At 59.2% G+C, this 21,467-nt stretch carries 18 protein-coding genes; 7 read left to right on the top strand and 11 right to left on the bottom strand.

Translation table 11 applies throughout. The features are described 5' to 3' along the window. Nucleotides 1-8 precede the first annotated feature (8 nt). The 5 genes from leuD to TERRO_RS17080 all read right to left on the bottom strand — a co-directional run bounded on the left by leuD (nucleotide 9) and on the right by TERRO_RS17080 (nucleotide 4,668). Nucleotides 9-641 (bottom strand): 3-isopropylmalate dehydratase small subunit, encoded by a 633-nt coding sequence (gene leuD, locus TERRO_RS17100; RefSeq protein ID WP_014786953.1) that lies wholly within the window; start codon nucleotides 639-641, stop codon nucleotides 9-11. Next, nucleotides 641-2,107: a 3-isopropylmalate dehydratase large subunit gene (leuC, locus tag TERRO_RS17095; RefSeq protein ID WP_014786952.1), complete on the bottom strand. Its 1,467-nt coding sequence runs from the start codon at nucleotides 2,105-2,107 to the stop codon at nucleotides 641-643. Before leuC ends, leuD begins: the two co-directional genes overlap by 1 nt. Nucleotides 2,108-2,120: 13 nt before the next feature. Continuing rightward, the gene (locus TERRO_RS17090; RefSeq protein ID WP_014786951.1) at nucleotides 2,121-2,324 is read right to left on the bottom strand and encodes a hypothetical protein; all 204 of its coding nucleotides are present in this window, start codon (nucleotides 2,322-2,324) and stop codon (nucleotides 2,121-2,123) included. After that, nucleotides 2,321-3,421 (bottom strand): 3-isopropylmalate dehydrogenase, encoded by a 1,101-nt coding sequence (leuB, locus tag TERRO_RS17085; protein ID WP_014786950.1) that lies wholly within the window; start codon nucleotides 3,419-3,421, stop codon nucleotides 2,321-2,323. The genes TERRO_RS17090 and leuB overlap by 4 nt, the downstream gene beginning before the upstream one ends. Before the next feature lie 83 nt (nucleotides 3,422-3,504). Continuing rightward, nucleotides 3,505-4,668, bottom strand: a complete 1,164-nt coding sequence (locus TERRO_RS17080) for a 2-isopropylmalate synthase (RefSeq protein WP_014786949.1) — start codon at nucleotides 4,666-4,668, stop codon at nucleotides 3,505-3,507. A gap of 112 nt (nucleotides 4,669-4,780) precedes the next feature. Here TERRO_RS17080 and TERRO_RS17075 point away from each other — a divergent pair, with 112 nt between their 5' ends. Together TERRO_RS17075 and TERRO_RS17070 are read left to right on the top strand one after the other, a co-directional pair. Then, on the top strand, nucleotides 4,781-5,704 hold the full coding sequence (locus TERRO_RS17075) for a LysR substrate-binding domain-containing protein (RefSeq protein ID WP_014786948.1): 924 nt from the start codon (nucleotides 4,781-4,783) through the stop codon (nucleotides 5,702-5,704). A gap of 117 nt (nucleotides 5,705-5,821) precedes the next feature. After that, a complete protein-coding gene (locus tag TERRO_RS17070) occupies nucleotides 5,822-6,424 on the top strand; it encodes an outer membrane beta-barrel protein (protein ID WP_014786947.1) in 603 nt (200 codons plus the stop codon). 84 nt (nucleotides 6,425-6,508) lie between these two features. Here the strand turns inward: TERRO_RS17070 and TERRO_RS17065 are convergent, their stop codons facing one another. From TERRO_RS17065 to TERRO_RS17055, 3 genes are all read right to left on the bottom strand, one after another. Continuing rightward, nucleotides 6,509-7,096: a hypothetical protein gene (locus TERRO_RS17065; protein WP_014786946.1), complete on the bottom strand. Its 588-nt coding sequence runs from the start codon at nucleotides 7,094-7,096 to the stop codon at nucleotides 6,509-6,511. Between the two features lie 195 nt (nucleotides 7,097-7,291). Next, nucleotides 7,292-9,178 carry a hypothetical protein gene (locus TERRO_RS17060; protein WP_014786945.1) on the bottom strand — a complete coding sequence of 629 codons (1,887 nt, stop codon included), beginning with the start codon at nucleotides 9,176-9,178 and terminating at the stop codon, nucleotides 7,292-7,294. Nucleotides 9,179-9,281: 103 nt separating this feature from the next. After that, nucleotides 9,282-10,406 (bottom strand): energy transducer TonB, encoded by a 1,125-nt coding sequence (locus TERRO_RS17055; protein WP_014786944.1) that lies wholly within the window; start codon nucleotides 10,404-10,406, stop codon nucleotides 9,282-9,284. Nucleotides 10,407-10,794: 388 nt separating this feature from the next. Here TERRO_RS17055 and galE point away from each other — a divergent pair, with 388 nt between their 5' ends. Together galE and TERRO_RS17045 are read left to right on the top strand one after the other, a co-directional pair. Continuing rightward, complete coding sequence (gene galE, locus TERRO_RS17050; RefSeq protein WP_014786943.1) at nucleotides 10,795-11,766, top strand: UDP-glucose 4-epimerase GalE; 972 nt, start codon at nucleotides 10,795-10,797, stop codon at nucleotides 11,764-11,766. A gap of 269 nt (nucleotides 11,767-12,035) precedes the next feature. Then, on the top strand, nucleotides 12,036-12,608 hold the full coding sequence (locus TERRO_RS17045; protein ID WP_014786942.1) for a DUF421 domain-containing protein: 573 nt from the start codon (nucleotides 12,036-12,038) through the stop codon (nucleotides 12,606-12,608). On the opposite strand, the gene TERRO_RS17040 is transcribed toward TERRO_RS17045, so the two are convergent. Continuing rightward, a complete protein-coding gene (locus TERRO_RS17040) occupies nucleotides 12,605-12,808 on the bottom strand; it encodes a hypothetical protein (protein WP_014786941.1) in 204 nt (67 codons plus the stop codon). The two genes, TERRO_RS17045 and TERRO_RS17040, sit on opposite strands and share 4 nt — an antisense overlap. A gap of 57 nt (nucleotides 12,809-12,865) precedes the next feature. Here TERRO_RS17040 and acs point away from each other — a divergent pair, with 57 nt between their 5' ends. After that, entirely contained in the window at nucleotides 12,866-14,839 is a 1,974-nt protein-coding gene (gene acs, locus TERRO_RS17035; RefSeq protein ID WP_014786940.1) for an acetate--CoA ligase, read from the top strand. An 84-nt stretch (nucleotides 14,840-14,923) separates the two neighbouring features. Here the strand turns inward: acs and TERRO_RS17030 are convergent, their stop codons facing one another. Beyond that, on the bottom strand, nucleotides 14,924-17,344 hold the full coding sequence (locus tag TERRO_RS17030; RefSeq protein WP_014786939.1) for a PAS domain S-box protein: 2,421 nt from the start codon (nucleotides 17,342-17,344) through the stop codon (nucleotides 14,924-14,926). Then, on the bottom strand, nucleotides 17,344-17,880 hold the full coding sequence (locus TERRO_RS17025; protein WP_014786938.1) for a YybH family protein: 537 nt from the start codon (nucleotides 17,878-17,880) through the stop codon (nucleotides 17,344-17,346). The genes TERRO_RS17030 and TERRO_RS17025 overlap by 1 nt, the downstream gene beginning before the upstream one ends. Nucleotides 17,881-17,940: 60 nt before the next feature. Between TERRO_RS17025 and TERRO_RS17020 the strand changes: the two genes are divergently transcribed. Continuing rightward, a complete protein-coding gene (locus TERRO_RS17020; RefSeq protein WP_014786937.1) occupies nucleotides 17,941-19,353 on the top strand; it encodes a dicarboxylate/amino acid:cation symporter in 1,413 nt (470 codons plus the stop codon). Nucleotides 19,354-19,442: 89 nt separating this feature from the next. Next, nucleotides 19,443-21,332 carry a 1-deoxy-D-xylulose-5-phosphate synthase gene (dxs, locus tag TERRO_RS17015; RefSeq protein WP_014786936.1) on the top strand — a complete coding sequence of 630 codons (1,890 nt, stop codon included), beginning with the start codon at nucleotides 19,443-19,445 and terminating at the stop codon, nucleotides 21,330-21,332. Nucleotides 21,333-21,467: the final 135 nt, after the last annotated feature.

Genomic DNA, 21,467 nt, shown 5'->3' with positions numbered 1-21,467 from the left:
TTTCCTTGCTATGCAGCCGTCTTCGGCGCAGACCAGAATTCGTTGTCGTGCTTCGCTTCAAAGTTGTCGAGGTCGTCCACATGACGCAGCGTCAGACCAATGTCGTCATAGCCGTTCAGCAGGCAGAACTTGCGGAACGGATCAATCTCAAACCGCGCGTGAAAGCCCTCATCATCCGTAACGGTCTGGTGTTCGAGGTTGATCGTGATGATGTGGTCCGGGTTCTTCGTCGACCGGTCCATCAGCGTCTTCACCTGCTCGTCATCCAATCGCACCAGGATGATGCCGTTCTTGCCCGCGTTCGAATAAAAAATGTCCGCGAACGTCGGCGCGATCACCGCCAGGAAACCAAACTGATTGATCGCCCACGCAGCATGCTCACGCGACGAGCCACAACCAAAGTTCTTCTCCGCAATAAGGATCTGCGCGCCCTTGTACTCCGGCTTGTTCAGCACAAAGTCCATGTTCGGCGTTACGGAGTCAGCCACATCCAGGTTGTAACGCCAGTCGTAGAAGAGGAAGTCCTCATAACCCGTGCGCTCGATGCGCTTCAGGAACTGCTTCGGAATAATCTGATCCGTGTCGATGTTCGGCAACGGCAGCGGCATGGCCTTTGACTTCAGTTCGTTGATGGGAACCATTACAGCGATCCTCCTTCTGCGAGCATCTGCTTCGTTGCAATATTCAGCTCGTTGCTCTTCCACTTGCGAATATCCGTGAAGTGCCCGGTGATCGCAGCCGCAGCCGCCATCTCGGGCGACACCAGATGCGTACGTCCACCACGACCCTGGCGGCCTTCGAAGTTGCGGTTTGAAGTCGATGCGCAACGCTCGCCGGGCTGCAGAATGTCCGGGTTCATGCCCAGGCACATGCTGCATCCTGGTTCGCGCCACTCAAAGCCCGCGGTCTTGAAGATCTCGTCCAGACCCTCTGCTTCCGCCTGCCGCTTCACCGCCTGCGATCCGGGCACAACCATCGCGCGAATCTTCGTCGCAATGTGGTGCCCCTTCACGACAGCGGCTGCAGCGCGCAGATCCTCGATGCGGCCGTTCGTGCACGAACCAAGGAAGACCGTGTCAATCTTGATCTGATCCATTGGCATGCCAGGCTTCAGGTCCATGTACTCGTAGGCCTTTGCAAAGCTCTTCTTGTCGGCCTCGGACGGAGCCTCATCCAGTGTCGGCACATTCCCATCGATCGTCGCGTGCATGCCCGGCGATGTGCCCCACGTCACTGCAGGGGCCAGCGTTGCGGCATCAATGTGCATCTCGCGATCGAAGGTCGCACCTTCGTCAGTCGGCAGCGTCTGCCAGTGAGCGACGGCCTCATCCCACGCTGTGCCCTGCGGGCTGAAGCGCCGCCCCTTCAGGTAAGCAAACGTCGTCTCATCCGGAGCGATCATGCCGGCGCGCGCGCCTGCTTCAATGCTCATGTTGCAGACCGTCATGCGGCCTTCCATGCTCAACGCGCGGATGGCAGAACCTGCATACTCCACGGCATACCCGGTCGCACCATCGGTGCCGATACGCCCGATGATGTCGAGAATGATGTCCTTCGCCGTCACGCCAAAGGGCAGTTCGCCCTCTACGTTAATGCGGAAGGTCTTCGGCTTCGGCTGCGGCAGTGTCTGCGTCGCCATCACATGCTCGACTTCGCTGGTGCCGATGCCGAAAGCCATCGCACCGAACGCACCATGCGTGCTCGTGTGCGAGTCGCCGCAGACAATCGTCATGCCGGGCTTTGTCGCACCCAGCTCCGGTCCAATCATGTGCACGATGCCCTGAGACGCATCCTGCACGTCGAAGAACTCAATGCCGAACTCAGCGCAGTTATTGCGCAGTGCCTGCACCTGCTTCGACGCAATCTGATCTACGATGTGCAGCCGATCCTGCACGCTGGTCGTCGGTACATTGTGATCCACGGTGGCGATGTGGCGGTCCGGGCGGCGCAGCTTGCGGCCGGCCAGGCGCAGACCTTCAAACGCCTGCGGCGATGTCACTTCATGGACCAGTTGCAGATCAATGTAGAGCAACGGCGGTTCGCCCGCGGGCTCGGCCACCAGATGTTGCTGCCAGACTTTTTCGAAGAGCGTTTTCGGTGTCGACATATCGTTAGCTTTCCTACCTGTTGCGTTCCATCATCCGCCGACGCGCGCGTGCGGAGAAGTACATCAATGCGTTGGCCGCCACGAAAAAGAATACGTAGAAGCCGATCATGCCGCCGGTCAGCTTCCCGCTACGCTGCACCATTACCAGTCCGGCAATGATGAAGATGTTCACGATCAGAACGCGCAGCAGCGGGGAAGACGTTGTTCGCTGCGTCATGACGCGGCTACTCCCAGCTCGGCTTCTACGCGATCCAGAACCAGTCGTCCCATCTCCATCGTCGAAACCTTCGTCTGCCCCGCAATGTCACCGCGCGCAATGTCGCTCGTGCGATATCCAGCCTCAAGCACCTTGACCACGGCATCTTCGATGATCTTTGCCTCGCGCTCCAGGTTCGCGGAGAAGCGCAGCACCATCGCCGCAGTCAGGATCGCGCCAATCGGATTCGCTTTGCCCTGGCCCGCGATATCGGGCGCAGAACCATGCACCGGCTCATACAGATTCACCTTGCCGCCCAGCGTTGCCGAAGGCAGCATGCCAAGCGATCCCGTGATGACGCCGCTCTCATCCGAGAGGATGTCGCCGAACAAGTTCTCGGTCAGCACCACATCGAAGTCGCGTGGACGGTTCATCAGGTGGATGGCCATGGAGTCGACAAGCTGATGCTCGACGGTGACCGTCGGATAGTCCTTCGCAACCTGGTCGACGACGAAGCGCCACATCTGCGAGCACTCCAGAACGTTCGCCTTGTCCACGCTGGTCAGCTTGCGCTTCGGGCGCTTCGCTGCGATATCGAAGGCGATGCGCGCAACGCGCTCGACCTCTTCCTGCGTGTAGACCATGGTGTTGTGCGCGCGGCCAGTCTGCTTGTCCCACTGGCGCGGCTGACCGAAGTACAAGCCACCCAGCAGCTCACGCACAAACATGATGTCAGCGCCCTCAGTGATCTCGGGCCGCAGTGGAGAGTTGTCCGCAAGAGCCTTGTACGCGACGGCAGGACGCAGATTCGCAAAGCCGCCAAGCTCTGAACGGATCTTGAGCAGGCCCGCCTCCGGCCGCTCACTCGGTGCCAGCTTGTTGAACTTGTTATCACCCACCGCACCCAGCAACGCGGCATCGCAGGCCAGCGTGGCCTGCAGCGTCTCGTCCGGAAGCGGTGTACCGTGTGCGTCGATGGCTGCGCCACCAATCAGCAGCGGCACATACTCGAAGGTGTGGCCGCCACTTGCAGCGACGGCATTCAGTACGTTCACAGCTTCCTGCGTCACTTCAGGGCCGATGCCGTCACCGGCGAGGAGTGCGATCTTCAACTTCATGAATGCTCCAGCAATTCAGAGGCGCAGTGCGCCGAACGAGTCAACAAGCCAGCGGTGTTGCTGCCCTGTGAGATATCGGGAAACTACGAGACGGACTGCGGCACCAGCGCCACAATGTCCTGGTCGTAGATATTCTTCTTGCGATCGGCCAGCGCCGTGAACCGCGTATAGGTCTGCTCGACCTCGTCCTTGTTCAGGTCGAACCCCAGTTCCTTCAGGCGATGTTCCAGCGCGCGACGGCCGCTGTGCTTACCCAGCACAATGGTGTTGGCGTCCACACCGAAGATGGCAGGCTTCATAATCTCGTAGGTCAGCGGATTGGCCAGCATCCCGTGCTGATGAATCCCGCTGGCATGCGCAAACGCGTTCTTACCCACAATCGCCTTATTCGGCGACGGTGCAAACGAGATGATGCCGTCCAGCATCTTGCTCGTCGCGCCAATCTCATCCATCTTCAGGTTGTTGCTGAACGGGTACTGGTCATGGCGGATCTTGAAGAGTGCCGCAACCTCTTCCAGGGCAGCGTTACCGGCACGTTCACCGATGCCATGCATCGACACCTCGACCTGGCGCGCACCACCCTCCACACCACTCACCGTATTAATGACGGCAAGGCCAAGATCGTCATGGCAGTGCGTGGAAAAGATCACGTCCTTCGCGCCGCTGAAACGCGCGCACATTGACTCAAACATCGCGCGATACTCCGCGGGTGTCGAATAGCCGACAGTATCCGGCAGGTTGATCGTCGTAGCACCAGCCGCTATCGCAATCTCGACCATCTGCACCAGGAACTCGCGATCGGAGCGCGTCGCATCTTCCGCCGAGAACTCAACATCCTCGGTGTAAGTCTTCGCCAGGCGCACACATTCGCCCGTCTGGTCCAGAGCCTGCTGACGCGTGATGCGAAGCTTCGCTTCCAGATGCAGATCGCTCGACGCAATAAAGGTGTGGATGCGATTGCTGCCGGCACCTTCCACGGCCCGTGCCGCGCGCTCGATATCGCCCGTCTTGCAGCGTGCCAGCGCAGCAATGCGCGGTCCGCGCACTTCGCGTGCAATCGCCTGAACGCTGGCAAAATCGCCGTCCGAGGCGATCGGAAAGCCAGCCTCGATAATGTCCACGCCCAATGCCCCAAGCTGGTGCGCAAAGCGCAGCTTCTCTTCATGGTGCATGGTGCAGCCCGGCGATTGCTCGCCATCGCGCAGCGTGGTGTCAAAGAAAAATACACGGTCGGATGTAGTGCTCATCGGTCCCTCTGTATTGAAGTATAGCGATAAGGAATGTTTATATGCGGTGATAGCATCATCAGAAGTACTTATAGGGCGATTTGCTGTTTACCCGCCATAGGAGTCTGTCCCGTTGGACCTGTTCGCACTCGAAACCTTTCTTGCAGTCGCGGAAGAGCGCAGCTTTTCGCGAGCCGCAGCGCGCCTGCATCGAACGCAGCCGGCCGTAAGCCAGGCAGTCGCCAAGCTCGAAGGCCAGCTCGGCGAAGCCCTCTTCGACCGCGCCTCACGCGATGGCCTTCTAACAGACGCCGGTGAGGTCCTTCGCGAGTACGCACAAAAACTACTAAACCTGCGCGTCGAAGCCAACCACGCACTCGGCGAACTCCGCAGCCTCCATCGCGGCACACTCAACCTCGCCGCAAACGAGTACACCTGCCTCTACCTGCTGCCCGTACTTGACGGCTTCCGCCGCCTGCACCCGCGCGTCAAGGTCAGCGTGCAGCGCTCGCTCGCCAGCCGCATCGCCGACGAAGTCCTGCTTCACTCCGTCGAGATCGGCGTCCTCAGCTTCAAACCCGACGACCGCGCCCTCAAATCCATCGTCGTCTATCGCGACGAACTGGCCTTTGTCGTCAACCCGCGCCACGCCCTCGCCCGCACGAAATCGGTCTCCATCCGCGACCTCGGCGACCAGAACTTCATCGCGCACAACGTCCCCTCGCCACAGCGGATTAAGGTCGTCGAAGCCTTCCGCCGCCATAAAACTGAGCTGCGCATCGACGTGGAACTCCCCAGCCTTGAAGCCGTCCGCCGTTTCGTCGAACTCGGCAATGGCGTCGCGCTCGTACCCGGTCTCACCGTCGAACGCGAACTCAAGAGCGGCGCGCTCGTCCGCGTCCATGTCAAAGAACTGCAGATGGAACGCAAGCTCCGCCTCGTCCATCGCAAAGAAGCGAACCTTTCCCATGCCGCACTCGAATTCCTCAAGGGCGTAAGGGAATATGCTGAGACAACCGGCGGCGCATACTGCTTTGTACCCGAACGTGCGGATTGATCGCTCACTTCCGGCGATCAGGGCAGTCCTAACAGGTACAATGAAACATGTACGTCCGTTGCACGCGCCAGACTGGCTGCGATGAGTCACCGGAAGACGTTGAGGTTGGTCATACGAATGAAGAAGATGATGTGGATGTGTGCTCTGCTGGCTGGCGCAATGTCGGCCCATGCTCAGGAGAGCCGCCAGGATGTAAGCCTTAGCGCAACCGGAAATATCCCGCCCCAGGTCAACGGCCAGGGATCGCAACTGAATGCCAGCATGGCTCTTGGCGCGCTGGCCAGTTATCGCTTTATGTTGACGCCTCGCAGCGCGCTGGAAGCAAACTACAGCTTCTCGCAGTACACCAGCGATCTGACGGCGACCAGCTTCAAGCGCTACCAGGTTCACACGCGCCAGCAGGAAGTCTCGTTCGGCTACGTCTATAGCCGGAACTACCGCAACTACAATCCGTTTGCGGAAGTCGGTATCGGCGCCATCATGTTCTCGCCGATTCGTGACTTTGAGACCCAATCGCTGGATGCCAAGCGGCAGATCTCGCTGGGTGGTTTCTTTGGCGCGGGCTTGGCCTATGAGATCAGCCCCAGCTACGACATCCGCATTGGATACCGCGGACTTCTCGCAAAGGCGCCTGACTTTAAGCTGGATAACCAGAACTTCAAGACCGGCCGCTACGAAGTCATCTCCATGCCCACCCTGGGCCTGGCATACCACTTCTAAACGTCCGCTATCGAACCAAAGCAGAAGCCCCGGAGCACTCCGGGGCTTTGCTGTCTCTGCAGATGAGTCCCGCCGGATCTTCCTTTAGTGGAAGTGATACGCGATACCCGCGGTGACTACCATTGGACTTAGCCCCAGCGGGAATCCCATCCACTTCTGATAGTCGAAATCCCCACGAAGATTGATCGACGGGACCAGGTTCACATCCACCCCGCCACCAAAGGCATACAGGTTGTAGGCCAGATTTGCCGCATCATTGCGGAAGTTGAAGACACCGCGGCCGTAGCTCGCGCGGCCATAGGGACCGAACCGCCCGTAATGCCGGATGTATCGACCGCCCACCTCATACGTGCGCTCATAGACTTTGTCGCCCGACCCTGAATTCAACTGGCGGATGTTCACTTCAATGCCGTAGTGCGCCTTGAAATCCAGGGTCGCATACCCACCAAATCCATACAGACGGTTCGATTCATACAGGAATAGCGATCGATCGCTGATGGGCGCGCCCGAGTAGGTCAGGCCAATCTGCAGATCCGCTGCCCGGCTGGCAGTCGTGGTGGATGCCTGCGCATGCAGTCGCCCGGTAAGACCGGCAGCTCCACCCATCACTGCGAGCAGTGCAGCTCCGGACAGAAAACGGCGGAACCGCGTCAACTGACTTGTTTGCAACAAGGAAACTCCTCCTCGCTTCGTACCTCTTGAGCCGTGGTCATGCGGGCGGGGAAGGACTTGTGAGCGTGTGGATCTCTGTATGTCTTGGGTACTGTCCGAGTCTACCGAAACACACGGCACCGTACCAGAGCTTCCTTTTGAGCAAGAAAAAGGGGAGACACGATTCGTGTCTCCCCTTGGTTGAACGAAACGGAATTACTGGTTTGCGGGTACTCCAGTGGAGGGAGTCGCCACCGGTGCAGCAGCGGGCGTTCCAGTCGAAGCCGGCGGTGCCGAGACTGCGTTACCCGCAGCATCGGTCGTGGCGTTCGCTCCGGCTGCCGCGGCAGCTGCGGCAGCAGCGTCCAGGGCGTTCGTCGGTGCCTTGTAGTAGCTCAGCTTCAGGTAGACGGGCGTCACTTCAAACGGCATCTTGTCGCGCGAAGACAGCAGCGGCTCGTAAGCCGGGTGCATCTGCACAACCTGGTCGGTCCACGGATCGAAACGCAGGAAGCTCGACAGCGGCATCGCCGCGTTCTGCTTCAGGTCGTTCATATCCAGCTTGCCGCCCTTGCCCACCAGTGCCTGCAGCCAGAACACGCCGGTCTTGGGGTCCTTGATCAGCGAATCGCCGATCATGGGCTCGTTCAGCGCCGTCAGCGACTTGTAACGGTCCTGCAGCTGGGCCAGGTACAGGCCAAACTGTGCGGAGGCGTCGTTCAGTTCCTTCGGGCTCAACAGTTCCAGCGTCTTCTTCGATGCTTCTTCGTTGTCATGATCGGTGTGGTGCATCGGGATCCGCGTGAAGGCGGACGTATCCGGGAACAGCAACCGGTCGTTAAACGCATACTTCGTATCCAGACGATGACCCTGGATGATGTGCGCCACCTGGAAGGCAATAATCGCGTACAGGTTGTTCACCTGTTCGTTGTTGTTGCCGGGAACCGCAGTGGTATCGATCAGGCTCTTCGAGATCACGATGGTGTTGCCAATGGCCAGCGACTCCAACGGCTCCGTCAGCAGGGTGCGCACACGGATGGGCCGCGCAACCTGGATGTTGTTGTAGGCAAGCACGTTGCCAGCAATCTGCTCCATGATCTTGTCGAAGTCCGACGGAGCATCCAGCAGGCCTGCCTGGAACAGGCGGGTGACGACGTTGTCTTCAGCCTGCTGCACCCAAGCGCGCTGTGCGCCCAGTGGCGAGATGTCCTGGGCATCGGCAGAAACGTCGTCCGCGCCCTTTACTTCCACGTCCACGTTCTCCGCGTCGCCGGTCGGAACCTTCAGCGCGTAACCCCAGATGTGATTGACAGCCTTGAACTTAACGGTGTGCTCGTCGCTCTTCGGATCGCTCTCTTCCACGTAGAAAGCGGTCGGCAGCCACAGGTTTTCCTGGACGTTGGTACGCCACGAATCGAAGTGGTAGAACTCGCGGAAGTCCTTCTCAGAACCAGCGAACGAACCGTTGAAGCGGACAATGTTGCCGTTGCGGCGCTCAACCCAGATGCGGCCGAAGAAGCGACCGCGCGACTTGTTGGTGGCCGGCTCTACGTCGAACACCATCGTCGGCACCGAGCCTAGAAAGTCATTCCGAACAAAGCCGAACTTGTAGGTTTCCTTGTCGAAGCTATGCGCATCGACCAGGATCATCTGGATAAAGCCGACCTCGTTGAACTGCAGGTGCAACTGCTTGTTCAGGCCGCCGATGTAGGACATCGAGTTCTTGAAGAACCCCAGCTTGCCCTTTGCCTTGTGGTTATCTTCCGTCTCGTAGGTGTCGCCGCTCAGCACCTTTTTGAAGTCCACGCGACCCAGAAAGTGCTGGTCCGAAGCGGGAACCTGTAGCAGCGCCTGATCCGGCTTCATGTTCTGGATGTAGGTCTCGACCAGGGGTGCGCGTTCCTGCACAACCTTAATCACGTCCGCCTCACGTGCGATCGCTTTGTCTAGCAGGGCAATCTGAGCGGGTGTTAGCTTGCGTGCGGGCAGGTCTTCTTTTTTCTTCTTGCCCAGCAGCGGGATGCCGGCCATAGCGGGCATTGCCGTTGCGGCAAGAAGGATAGCGGCGACTCCCGCGATGCAAGACTTGCGAAGGTTCCTCATGGTTGAACGACTCCTGGTGTTTTTCCCGGTAACAGGTTCAGCGTACACAAAAGTTTGATCGGACGTAGTGAACTCTCGACGTCCGTAGATGCGACCGCGAGCTCTAGCCCGCAAGCTGGAAGTTGATGCTGACGACGCCTTCCCACTCGGTGGGTTGGCCGTTCGCCATTGCCGGCTGGAAGCGCATGCCCTGAACGGCGCGTACGGCTGCCTGATCCAGGCCGTGGCCCAGTCCGCTCTGCACGCCCACCACAGACACTGTACCGGTCGCCGACACGTGAATCTTTACGTTCACGGTGCCTTCCAGGTGGAGGCTACGAGCCTCCTCCGTGTACTCCGGCTTCGGCTTGAACAGCACCTTCGGAGAAGTCTTTGCGGGCGTAACGGAAGCCTGCGGCTGCTGGATAGAGGGTGGCGGCGTCGCCTTTGCGATCGCAATCGCGCCCACAGGCCGAGCCGACGTCGGGCCTGTCCCGCCGGTCATACCAGTGGAGATGCCCTTGATTGGCTGCGGTCCATTGTCACGGCCGCCCATCTGACCGTTCGGCGATCCGGAACCGCCAATGGCAATCTTGGAAGGTGCGCCCAGACCGGTATTGCCGGCCGCCATGCCGGGTGCACCGCTGCGACCCAGGTTCACTGGCGAAACTGCGGGACCAGACGTGTTGTTGATCGGATTTGTCTGGCTGCCCAGGCGAATCGCAGAAGGATGCGGATCGTTATTCGGAACCGAAGCGGCCTGGGCCAGCTGGATCGCGACCGGCTTGGGAGCGGGCGGCGGTGTCACAGCCTTGGGCGCGGGCGGCGTCACAACAGGAACCGGCGACGCCTTCATGATCACCGGCTGAATCTTCGGCGGCTCAGGAACTTCAATCTTCGGAACATCTGGGATCTGTGGCGGCGGCGTCACCTTAACAACGGGCGGCTTCGGCAGCTTGGGCGGTGGTGGTTTCGGCGGCGCTTCCTTCTTGATCGGGATCGGTGCCGTCAGCGTCGTCAACGTAGCCGTCTTGACGATCTTCTTTGCCGTCAGGCTGACCGCAATCACGATCAATAGGATCAAACCGTTGATGATCAACGAGGTGACCACAGAGCTCTTGCTCTGCTCGCCCGCGTTCATCACGCCAAAGGTTTTAAACGCTAATTCACGTTGGGACGGAGTGGCGGCAACGCGCTCTGCCACTGCTGCGGCCTGCGTGTCTTCTAGATAGGCCTGCTCATTTGCCATAGGTAATGCAATCCTCAGACTTCAGTGTTGGGCGCTCGCAGGGAAAACTCCCTGTCAGCGCCGTTCCCATCGCGTAGGCATGGGACATATATGCCGCTATTACGGTCATACGTTGTTGCCGGGGAGAGTACTCCCCGTTACCACAAGGGTAACCGTTTCACACATGGAAGTCTGGGATATTACCGCCATGATATGCGACCCGGCCGCGAATGCAATATAATTTCGCGCCGTCAACAGATAATGTCTCTCATCCGGTCTGGTCTCCCTTCAATAAATGGCATATAGGTTGAGACGTCAGGCAAGGCCAAAACGGCCACTTGCCGTGTGCAAGAATCAGGTGGAAGCAATCCCGCTTCCCGCTTTTACTGCTGAACTTGTGAGAGACCTAATGAACTATCTGGTTACCGGCGGCGCCGGCTACATCGGCGGTACCGTCACCCGGCTGTTACTCCAGCGTGGGTATACCGTTACTGTCTACGACAACCTTTGCCACAGCAATCGCACGGCCCTCCCAGATGGTGCAACTTTCGTGCAAGGGGATCTCGCACAACGCGATCTCCTGATTGACACTCTCTCCAAGGGCAAATTCGATGGTGTCTTCCATTTCGCTGCGTTGATTGAAGCGGGCGAAAGCATGAACCGGCCCGACCTCTACTTCCGTAACAACACGGTCGGCACACTTTCGTTGCTCGAGTGCATGCAAAATACTGGCGCCAACCACCTTGTCTTTTCCTCGACGGCCGCTTGTTATGGCGAACCGAAACGCACGCCGATTCAGGAAGATGACGAACTGCTCCCGACCAATCCCTACGGAGAAAGCAAACTCCTGTCGGAGAGCATGATGAAGTGGTTCGGCAGCCAGATGGGCCTCCGCTACGCCATCCTGCGTTACTTCAACGTCGCTGGCGCCGTGACAGGCTATGGCGAAGCCCATGAGCCGGAATCCCACCTGATCCCGCTCATCCTCGACGCGGCGCTCGGCCTGCGCGACAGCATCCGCATCTACGGCCAGGACTATCCCACGCCCGACGGAACCTGCGTCCGCGATTACATCCACGTTCAGGACCTCGCAGACGCGCACCTGCTCGCCATGGACTCGCTCAATCGCCAGAACCGCGCCATCTACAACATCGGAAACGGCCAGGGTTTCAGCGTCCGCCAGGTCATTGAGAGCGCCCGTCGCGTCACCGGCCGTGACATTCACGTCATTGAAGAAGCCCGCCGCCCCGGCGACCCGGCCGTTCTCGTCGCCAGCTCCGACCGGATCATGCGTGACCTGGGCTGGAAGCCAAACTTCAGCGACCTGGACAGCATCATCGCCAGCGCTTGGGAATGGCACCAGAAACTACGCGCAAAGTAGAGAACTCACTGCTTCCGCTCTGACTCGAATAGAAACAACCCACTTGACACCACCGATACAATAAAAGAAGACGAAACGGGAGAGCCTCAGGCTCTTCCGTTCACGTTTCGGCGCGTAACTCCTTTAGAATCTAATTTTTGCCCGTAACTCCAATCAAATCTAATATTTGCAGTCATACCGAAAACTCAACTCCTTTAGAATCTGATTTTTACGGAAAAAGGGGGAGGGGGAGGGGGTAGCGTTCGGCGACGCCGCGATACTCTGTCCGCATGCTGCATGACATGCTCCACCTGCCCGTTCCGCTGCTGGAAAAGATTCTTCGGCCCATCGTCGTCTACCTCGCACTGATCATCCTGTTGCGTGTCTTCGGGAAGCGGGAGCTGGCGCAGCTCAATCCGTTCGACCTGGTCGTCCTGCTTTCGCTGTCCAACACCGTGCAGAACGCGATCATCGGCGACGACAACTCGCTGACCGGCGGTCTGGTCGGAGCGCTTTCACTGCTCGCCGCCAACTGGGTGCTCAACCGCATCCTCTTCGCGTACCCAAAGCTGAATGACATCGTCCAGGGAGAGGAGACAGTCCTCATCCGCGACGGCATGCTTGACGAGAAAGCCATGCGTGACGAGATCCTGACCAGGGAAGAGCTCGTTGGCGTCCTGCATAAGCAGGGCATCCGGGGCCTCGGAGACGTCGAGGAAGCAACGCTCGAGCCGAGCGGCACCTTTTACGTCGAAGCGAAGAAGGACAGCTTCCCACGCACGCGGCACGAAGAGATTCTCAGCAGGATCGAAGAACTCATGCAGGAAGTGAAGAAACTGCAGCAGAGCGACGCAGCCCGCTAACCCGGTCTCTTCTCAGGGTCCTTATCGACCTTCGCCTGCTCCTCGAACCAGCGATCCGGCTTCACGTCGCGGCCTGCGTCACGCAGTGCCGCGCGATAGCCGCCCATGTAGATGGAGTACATCACCGCCAAAGCGCAACCAACCCCGAACATAAAGCCCAGGCAAACACCGATAAGTGAGGAGACGGCAAAGCCGTACATAACTTGAGCCTACCAGTCGATGGAAGGTCGTGTGTCTCACCACGTAGAATCGCCTGCATGGTTGAGCAGCACTCCGAAGCGTCACCGAACTCGTTTACGTCCACCATGCGCGAAGATCGCCTCTTTCCACCGCCGCCAGAGTTTGCGGCCCGCGCGCACATCCGCTCACGCGCAGAGTACGACGAAATGTACCGTCGTTCCATCGATGACAACGAAGCCTTCTGGGCCGAGCAGGCTCAGGCACTCGACTGGTTCAAGCCCTTCGACAAGGTGCTTGAGTGGAACGTCCCTGAGGCAAAGTGGTTCGTCGGCGGCAAGCTGAACCTCTGCCACAACGCAGTCGATCGTCACGCACTCGGCAGCCGCGCGGACAAGACTGCGCTGCTCTGGGAAGGCGAGCCAGGCGAAGTCCGCTCGCTCACCTACGCAGAACTGCATGCAGAAGTGCAGCGCTTCGCCAACGTACTCAAGAGCCTCGGCATCGCCAAGGGAGATCGCGTAGCCATCTACATGGGTGTCTGCCCGGAGATCGTGCTCGCCGTCCTCGCCTGCGCCCGCATCGGCGCGGTGCACAACGTGGTCTTCGGCGGCTTCGCCGCGCAGGCCCTTGCGGACCGCATGAACGACGCGCAGTGCAAGCTGCTCATCACGCAGGACACTAGCTTTCGCCGCGGCCAGGACGTCGCACTGAAGTCCATCGCCGACGAGGCGTTGGATCGCTCGCCCGGCGTCGAGCACGTGCTCGTCTACCAGCGCAGCGGCAAGCCCGTGAGCATGAAGGAAGGCCGCGATCACTGGCTCCACGAGGAACTGGCGAAGGCCGATGCCGAGTGCGCCGCAGAGCCAATGGACTCCGAGGACCCGCTCTACATCCTCTACACCAGCGGAACCACTGGTAAGCCCAAGGGCCTCGTCCACACCACCGGCGGCTACGGCGTCGGCACACTCCTCACGACGAAGTACATCTTCGACCTGCAGGACAGCGACGTGTACTGGTGCACCGCCGACGTAGGCTGGGTCACCGGTCACAGCTACGTCGTCTACGGTCCACTACTGAATGGCGCGACGATCATGCTTTACGAAGGTGCGCCGAACTGGCCCGAGTGCGATCGTTTCTGGCAGATCGTCGACCGGCACAAGGTCAGCATCTTCTACACCGCGCCGACGGCGATCCGCGCCTTCATGAAGTGGGGAACAGAGCACGTGCATAAGCACTCGCTGGCCTCGTTGCGCATGCTCGGTACCGTTGGCGAACCCATCAATCCTGAGGCTTGGATGTGGTATCACCGCGAGATCGGCAAGAAACGTTGCCCTATCGCAGACACGTGGTGGCAGACGGAGACAGGCTCCATCATGATCGCGCCCATCCCCGGTGCGGTGCCCACGAAGCCCGGATCGGCAACGCTGCCGTTTTTCGGCATCGAGCCTGAGATTGTCACCAAGGAAGGCGAGCCGGTACCGCTCGGCCACGGCGGATTGCTCGTCGTCCGCAAGCCCTGGCCCGCGATGGCACGCACCATCTTCGGCGATGCCGAGCGCTACAAGAAGGCCTACTGGAGCGAGATTCCCGGCAGCTACTTCACTGGTGACGGCGCCAGGCGAGACATGGACGGCTACTTCTGGCTGATGGGCCGCGTCGATGACGTACTGAACATTAGCGGACATCGTCTGGGCACTGCCGAGATTGAGTCGGCACTCGTCGCGCATCCCAAGGTCGCAGAGGCCGCTGTCGTCGGTCGCCCTGACGAGATGAAGGGGGAGGGTATCGTGGTCTTCGTCTCGCTGCACGACGACGCCGAAGTGACGCCCACACTGAAGGACGAGCTGAAGAAGCACGTTGCGAAGGAGATCGGCGCGCTGGCGCGTCCGGATGAGATCCGCTTCACTCCGTCTTTGCCGAAGACGCGCTCCGGCAAGATCATGCGTCGCCTGCTGCGTGAACTTGCAGCAACTGGCGATGTCAAAGGAGATACAACAACGCTGGAAGACTTCAGCGTCGTTGCGAAGCTGAAAGAGAAAGACGAAGAATAGATCTCCGCAAGGAGATCGATGCGCCGAAATGAAAGCGGCTCCCACCCATCGATATCGATGGTCGGAAGCCGCTTTTAGCTTCTGTTATCGAAGATGACTGCTGGGCTTGGTCGGCAGCGTGAGCAGGAAGCGCGCGCCCTGACCGATCTCACTCTCGGCCCAGATGCGCCCGCCATGCTGCGCAACGATGGAGCGACAAATGGCGAGGCCAAGTCCCGTTCCACCCATCACGCGCGCGTCCGACGCGTCTACTTGCTGGAAGCGCCCAAAGATGTGCTCCAGCTTGTCCGACGGGATGCCGCGGCCGTGATCACGAACCTCCAGCGTCGCTTCGCCCGGCGCACTGTCAAACGCGGCCAGGTGGATTTCACCTTCAGGCAGTGAGAACTTGATCGCGTTGGAGATGAGGTTGGTGACTGTCTGCAGGATTCGATCTGAATCGACCCACAGATGCACGCCAGGTTCGCCGAAGGTGAAGTGGATCCCGCTCTTCGCAGCCGTCCCGCTGAGCAGGTCCGCCGCGCGATGCAGCAGGTCATCCGCATCGACATCCCCATAGTGCAGCTCGGCTTTGCCGGAGCCAATGCGCTCGAGCTCAAGGATGTCATTCACCAGGTTCACGAGCCGGTCCGTGTTGCCGATGGCAATGCCAAGCATCTGCTTACTCTTGTCAGGCCGCGACTGCAGAGCACCCGATGCGATCAACCCAAGCGAAGCGCGCATGCTGGTCAGCGGCGTGCGTAGCTCATGCGACACCGTAGAGACGAACTCGTCCTTCATGCGGTCGAGCGCGTGGCGTTCTGTCGTATCCGTGAAAGCGACCACAATGCCGGTGGCTGCGCCGTTGTTCAGGATGGGGCAGGCTACGTACTCCACGGGAAAGCTGGTGCCGTCCTTGCGCCAGAAGACATCGGTGCTCACGCGAACGGGTCGCAGTTCGCGCGCGGAATTCAGAATGGGACATTCATCCGCCGGATAGACCGAGCCATCGGGTCGTGTGTGGTGCATCAGCGCATGGATATCGCGCCCAAGAATCTCAGTTGGGATCTCATCCGGACGATAGCCCAGGATTTGCGCTGCTGCGGGATTGCATACGGTCGCCAGGCCTTCCAGATCCATACCGAAGATTCCGTCGCCCACGGAGTCAAGAATGGAATTCGACTGGCGTGTCAGTGCTGAGAGTCGCTCTTCTGCTCGCACCTTCTCCGTGATGTCGACACCGAAGCACAGTGCGTATTTTTCGCGCGTGCTGGCTTCGATCAGGCGGTTGCGATAGGCGACCACATGCGATGTTCCGTCCCGGTGACAAAGCTCAAAGGTGCCCTGCGCTTCGCCGGAAGCAGCGATGCTTGCAAGGTACTTTGTGAAGGAAGACTGTGCGCCCGCGGGCATAAAGTGCGACAGCGGCCGATTCAGCATGTCGTCCGGCGTGTAGCCGAGATTCTCGGCTCCGTAAGTGTTGATGGAGAGCAGCGTACCGTCGAGTGTATGCGTGAATACGGCGCCCAGCGATCCTTCGATCAGCAGGCGATAGCGTGCCTCGCTCTCGCGCAGCGTGATCTCTGCTTCGCGTTGTAGTGTGACGTCGATACCAGTCGCAATCAGGAAGGCGACCTCGCCCTGCGCATCCAGTAGAGCGGTTGCGGTCCACTGGATGCGGCGAATGGATCCATCGCGTGTGCGCCAGCGGTTCTCAAAGGCAAACGGGAACAAGCCATCCCGCAACTGCGTGTAGGTCGCGATGGCGTTGTCGCGATCTTCGGGTGGTACGAGCGTGTCCCACTCGGTCTGACCGACAACCTCGTTTAGCCCGAAGCCGGAGATGGTCTCGCAGATACGGTTGAAGCGCACGATGCGTCCCGCGGTGTCGAGCACGACTACCAGCGCACCGACCGTGTCGAGTACAGCCGAGACGAAGTTGCGTTCCACTGTCAGCGCAGATTCCACGCGTTGCCGCGAGCGAGCATCGCGATCTGCGATGCGATGATTCAGATTCAGTTCCAGCCGCGTCATCACCTGGCGAGCAAGTGTGCGCAGCGTGTTCGCTTCCAACTCGTCCAGCCGGCGTGGTGCGACGTCGTAAACACACAGCGTTCCTACTGCCTGGCCGTCCGCAGTGCGCAGTGGCGCGCCTGCGTAAAAACGAAAGGAAGCGGTTCCGATCGGAATGGAGCCGTCCGGGTAATGCGCATCTTCCGCCGCGTCCGGAATCTGGAAGACGTCATCGCCCAGGACGGTCTCGTCACACGGCGAAGCATCCCGCAACATGGTGCGCGATGGCAGTCCCACTCGTGATTTAAACCACACGCGATCACGTTCGACGAAGGAGACGGCTGCTGCCGGGACGTCGCAGATCTGTGCCACAAGTTGCGTGATCTCATCCAGTGCGGGATCCGGAAGGCTGCTGATCTCCAGGCGATCGAGCGCCTGCAGCCTGCGCTGCTCGGGCGAGATCGTCGTCACCGCAGCGCGCGTAGCACTCTCGTGTTTGATGGTTGTCGCCATTAAGGATTGGGCAACTTGCAGCACTCACTGGCTGCAGCGGGTTCGTTGGCGCTCGCGTCCATTGCGACCTTCCATGTTCCGTTTGGCAGCCGTTTCCAGATCGTGATGTATCGTCCGCTGGTCGTAACGTCGTTGCCGTTGCGGTCCTTTGAGTGGCCATCATAGTGGCCCCATGTAAAGCCCATGTCGCCGCTCGGCCCCATTTGTCCGCCGGTCGGCGTCCACTGCAGTTGATACTGTTTCGGGTCCCATGCGGCTTCTGCCGCGATGTGGGTCTTGCCGTAGACTGCGGCCTTGCCGTCATTTAGTGTGAGTGCATCGTCGGCGAACCAGTTGGAGAAAGCCTTGCCGCCGCCTGCGAGCGTCTCCTTCGCGAATTGCGCATCGAGCTGCAGCAACTGCATCACGCCGGGTGAGAGCGTGGGCTGGGTAACAGGATTGTTCGCAGGAGCGCGCCGCGACAATGGATCCAGCTGCGCATGCAGCGCAATTGGTCCCATCAAGAACATCACGCTTCCGAAAAAAAGCGATCGCATGGCATCTTCCTTAGAACACCAATGTACCCGCGTCCCGGCGAAACAGATAGAGTGTGGGGAATGTCTGCAGATACCCTTCAGGGCAATCGCCACCGCTTACGCTACGAAATTGCCGCCTGGACACTGGCCGCAGTGCTCCTATGCGGCGGCCTGACGTGCCTGGCTTCGGCCCACTTTCTCGCGCTTGGTGTTACGCTGCGCGCCGCGGGCGTACTAGTTCTGCTGGTGTGGGCTACGTTCCTGCGCCGCAAGCTGACGCCGTGGATCGTCGTCGGAATGGTTGCCGGCGTGGAGCTTGGGCTGGACGCGCCAGCAGTTGCGATTGGTTCGCACTTCCTAAGTGACATCTTCCTGCGGCTGGTGAAAACGATTGTTGCGCCGCTCATTCTTGCCACGCTGGTCAGCGGTATCGCCGGGCATGGTGACCTGAAGAGCGTTGGTCGCATGGGTTGGAAGAGCCTTCTTTACTTCGAGGTCCTGACGACCATTGCCCTTGTCATTGGACTGATTGCAGCGAATATCTCGAAGGCGGGCGTTGGTCTCGCGATGCCGGCGGAGATGATTGGATCTGTACCGAGCGCTGCTCCGATGCACTGGCAGGAGTTCCTGGCGCACGTCTTCCCAGAGAATATTGCGAAGGCAATCGCTGAGGGCCAGGTACTGCAGGTGGCGGTGTTCGCAGCTATCTTCGGCATCGCACTTGCCATGGCGCCGCGCGAGAAGGCTGCGCCCGTGCTGAAGCTGGCCGAGGGGCTAAGTGAAGTGATGTTTCGCTTCACAAACATTGTTATGTACATGGCGCCACTGGGAGTCGCGGCCGCCATGGCGTACACCGTGGCAAAGATGGGGCCAGGCGTCCTCATCCATCTTGGCAAGCTCCTTCTGGTCTTTTACGGCGCTCTACTGGCGTTCATCCTTTTCGTCCTCCTGCCGGTAGCGCTGATTGCACGTCTGCCTTTGAGACGGCTGCTGCGGCATGTATCAGGGCCCGCAGCGATTGCGTTTGCGACGGCTACCAGCGAGGCCGCGCTGCCGCGTGCGATGGAAGAGATGGAAGCCTTTGGCGTGCCGAGACGTATTCTGTCGTTTGTGATCCCGGCCGGTTACTCATTCAACCTGGACGGATCGACGCTCTACCTTGCGATGGCGATGGTGTTTGTGGCGCAGGTGGCGAACGTTCCCTTGAGCATCGGCACGCAGATCTTCATGATGGGCACGTTGATGTTGGCGTCGAAGGGCGTGGCGGGTGTGCCGCGTGCGGTGTTGGTGGTGCTGTTGGCGACGGCCGGAACTCTAAGGCTGCCTTCGGAGCCGATTCTGATCCTGGTGGGTATCGATGCGCTGATGGATATGGGCCGGACGGCGATCAATGTGGTGGGCAATTGCCTGGCCTCTGCCGTCATTGCGCGCTGGGAAGGGGCTTTGAACACCGAAACCGTCGAGCCGGCGGTTCTGGCCGCCATGGCGGAGTAGGCGTTCCAGATACAATTTCAGGAGCATCAACAATCGTAGGCAGCGCGGATACCCCTTTCCAGTCGCGCCGGCGTCATATTCAAGGAACAATGAGCAAATTTCTTCCCACGATCGAGTCTCCCGCCGACATTAAGAAGCTCACGATTCCGCAATTGGCGGAGTTGGCGGAGGAGATTCGTGAACGCCTGATCCAGAGTGTTGCAAAGACCGGCGGCCATATTGGGCCGAATCTTGGCGTCGTGGAACTCACCATCGCCATGCACTACGTCTTCGATACGCCGCAGGACTCGTTTGTCTTTGACGTCAGCCACCAGTCGTATGTGCATAAGTTGCTGACGGGACGCGAGTCGCGTTTCGAGACGATCCGGCAGCCTGATGGCTTGAACGGTTTCATGCTGCGCACCGAGAGTGAGCACGATAGTTTCGGTGCGGGTCATGCCGGCACCGCGCTAAGTGCCGCGCTGGGTATGGCAGTTGCCCGTGATCTTAGCGGCGGCACGGAACACATTGTTGCGTTGGCGGGTGATGCTGCGTTTACGTGCGGTATCTCGTACGAAGCGTTGAATAACATCGCGGGTCAGACCAAGCGCATGATCATTGTGCTGAATGATAACGAGTGGTCGATTGATAAGAATGTCGGTGCGATCGCTTCTTACTTCCACACGATCATTACTCACCCTCGTTTCACTTACCTGCATGATCGCGCTTCGGAACTAATTGAGCGCATTGGTGGCAAGGCTGCCAAGCATGTGCAGCGTAAGGCAGAGGAAAGTGTGAAGGGTCTGCTTGGACCTTCGATGCTCTTTGAAGAGTTTGGCCTGGATTATTACGGTCCCATTGATGGGCACGATCTGCCGCTGCTGGTGAAGACCTTCCAGTTCTTGAAGGCGCAAAACAAGCCTGTGGTGCTGCACGCGATCACGCAGAAGGGCAAGGGCTTCCAGCCTGCGATTGATAAGCAGAAGAAGTTCCATGGTCTGGGGCCTTATGACCCTGAGACGGGAGACACTGCGGCTGCTGGACAGAAGACTTACTCGGAGATTTTTGCGGAGACGCTGGTCAAACTGGCGAACAATGATCCGAAGGTTGTTGCCATTACTGCAGCGATGCCAAATGGCACCGCACTTGATCTTTTCCGGCCTTCGCATCCCACACGTTACTTCGACGTAGGTATTGCGGAAGAGCATGCGGTGATCTTTGCGGCTGGCATGGCGACGAAGGGTTATAAGCCTTTCTGCGCGATCTATTCGACCTTCTTACAGCGGGCGTTTGACCCTATCGTTCATGACGTTGCTTTGCAGGAATTGCCTGTCGTTTTCTGCATGGATCGCGGCGGACTAAGCGGCGATGATGGTCCGACGCATCATGGTTTGTTTGACATCAGTTATCTGCGCTGCGTGCCGAATATTGTGCACATGGTGCCGAAGGACGAGGACGAACTTGCAGACATGATGCAGACTGCACTGGAGCATAACGGTCCGAGTGCGATTCGTTATCCGCGTGGCACTGGGCCTGGATCCACTGTGAAGGCGCAGCCGGTTGCGTTGACGATTGGCAAGGCTGAAGTCATCCAGGACGGTGCGGACGTTGTGATTTTCGGCCTTGGTGCTTTGTTGCCTCTGGCTAAAGAGACTGCTTCCCGTTTGTCCAAGTTAGGGCTGTCGGTTGCGGTGGTTAATCCTCGCTTTGTGAAGCCGATTGACCGTGCCTGTATCGAAGGCTATGGGCGTAAGTGTGGTCTGGTAATTACGTTTGAGGACCATGTGCTTGCGGGTGGTTTTGGCTCTTCTGTGCTGGAGGTTTTGAGCGCTGCGGAGATTAATACGCCTGTAGTTCGTATTGGATGGCCGGACCAGTTTATCGAGCATGGCAAGGTTGACGCGCTTCGGGATAAGTATGGGATTAGTGTGGATGGGGCTTTGCACCAGGCGCAGCCTTACCTGAATGCGATTCTGCAGGAGCGTTTGGCGCATCGGTAGAAATTTGCTGGAAAAGTATTCAAGGGCGGCACAGGAGACTGTGCCGCCCTTTTGTTTGTGTGACTTGCGGTGTCAAAAATGCGCGTTCCAGGGTCTTTCGGATGGGTTTTGAATCGATTCAGTGTCCGAAATTGC

Origin of the sequence: Terriglobus roseus DSM 18391, assembly GCF_000265425.1 — a bacterium.
Taxonomy (GTDB): domain Bacteria; phylum Acidobacteriota; class Terriglobia; order Terriglobales; family Acidobacteriaceae; genus Terriglobus; species Terriglobus roseus.
This window is presented reverse-complemented; position numbering and strand designations above follow the sequence as displayed.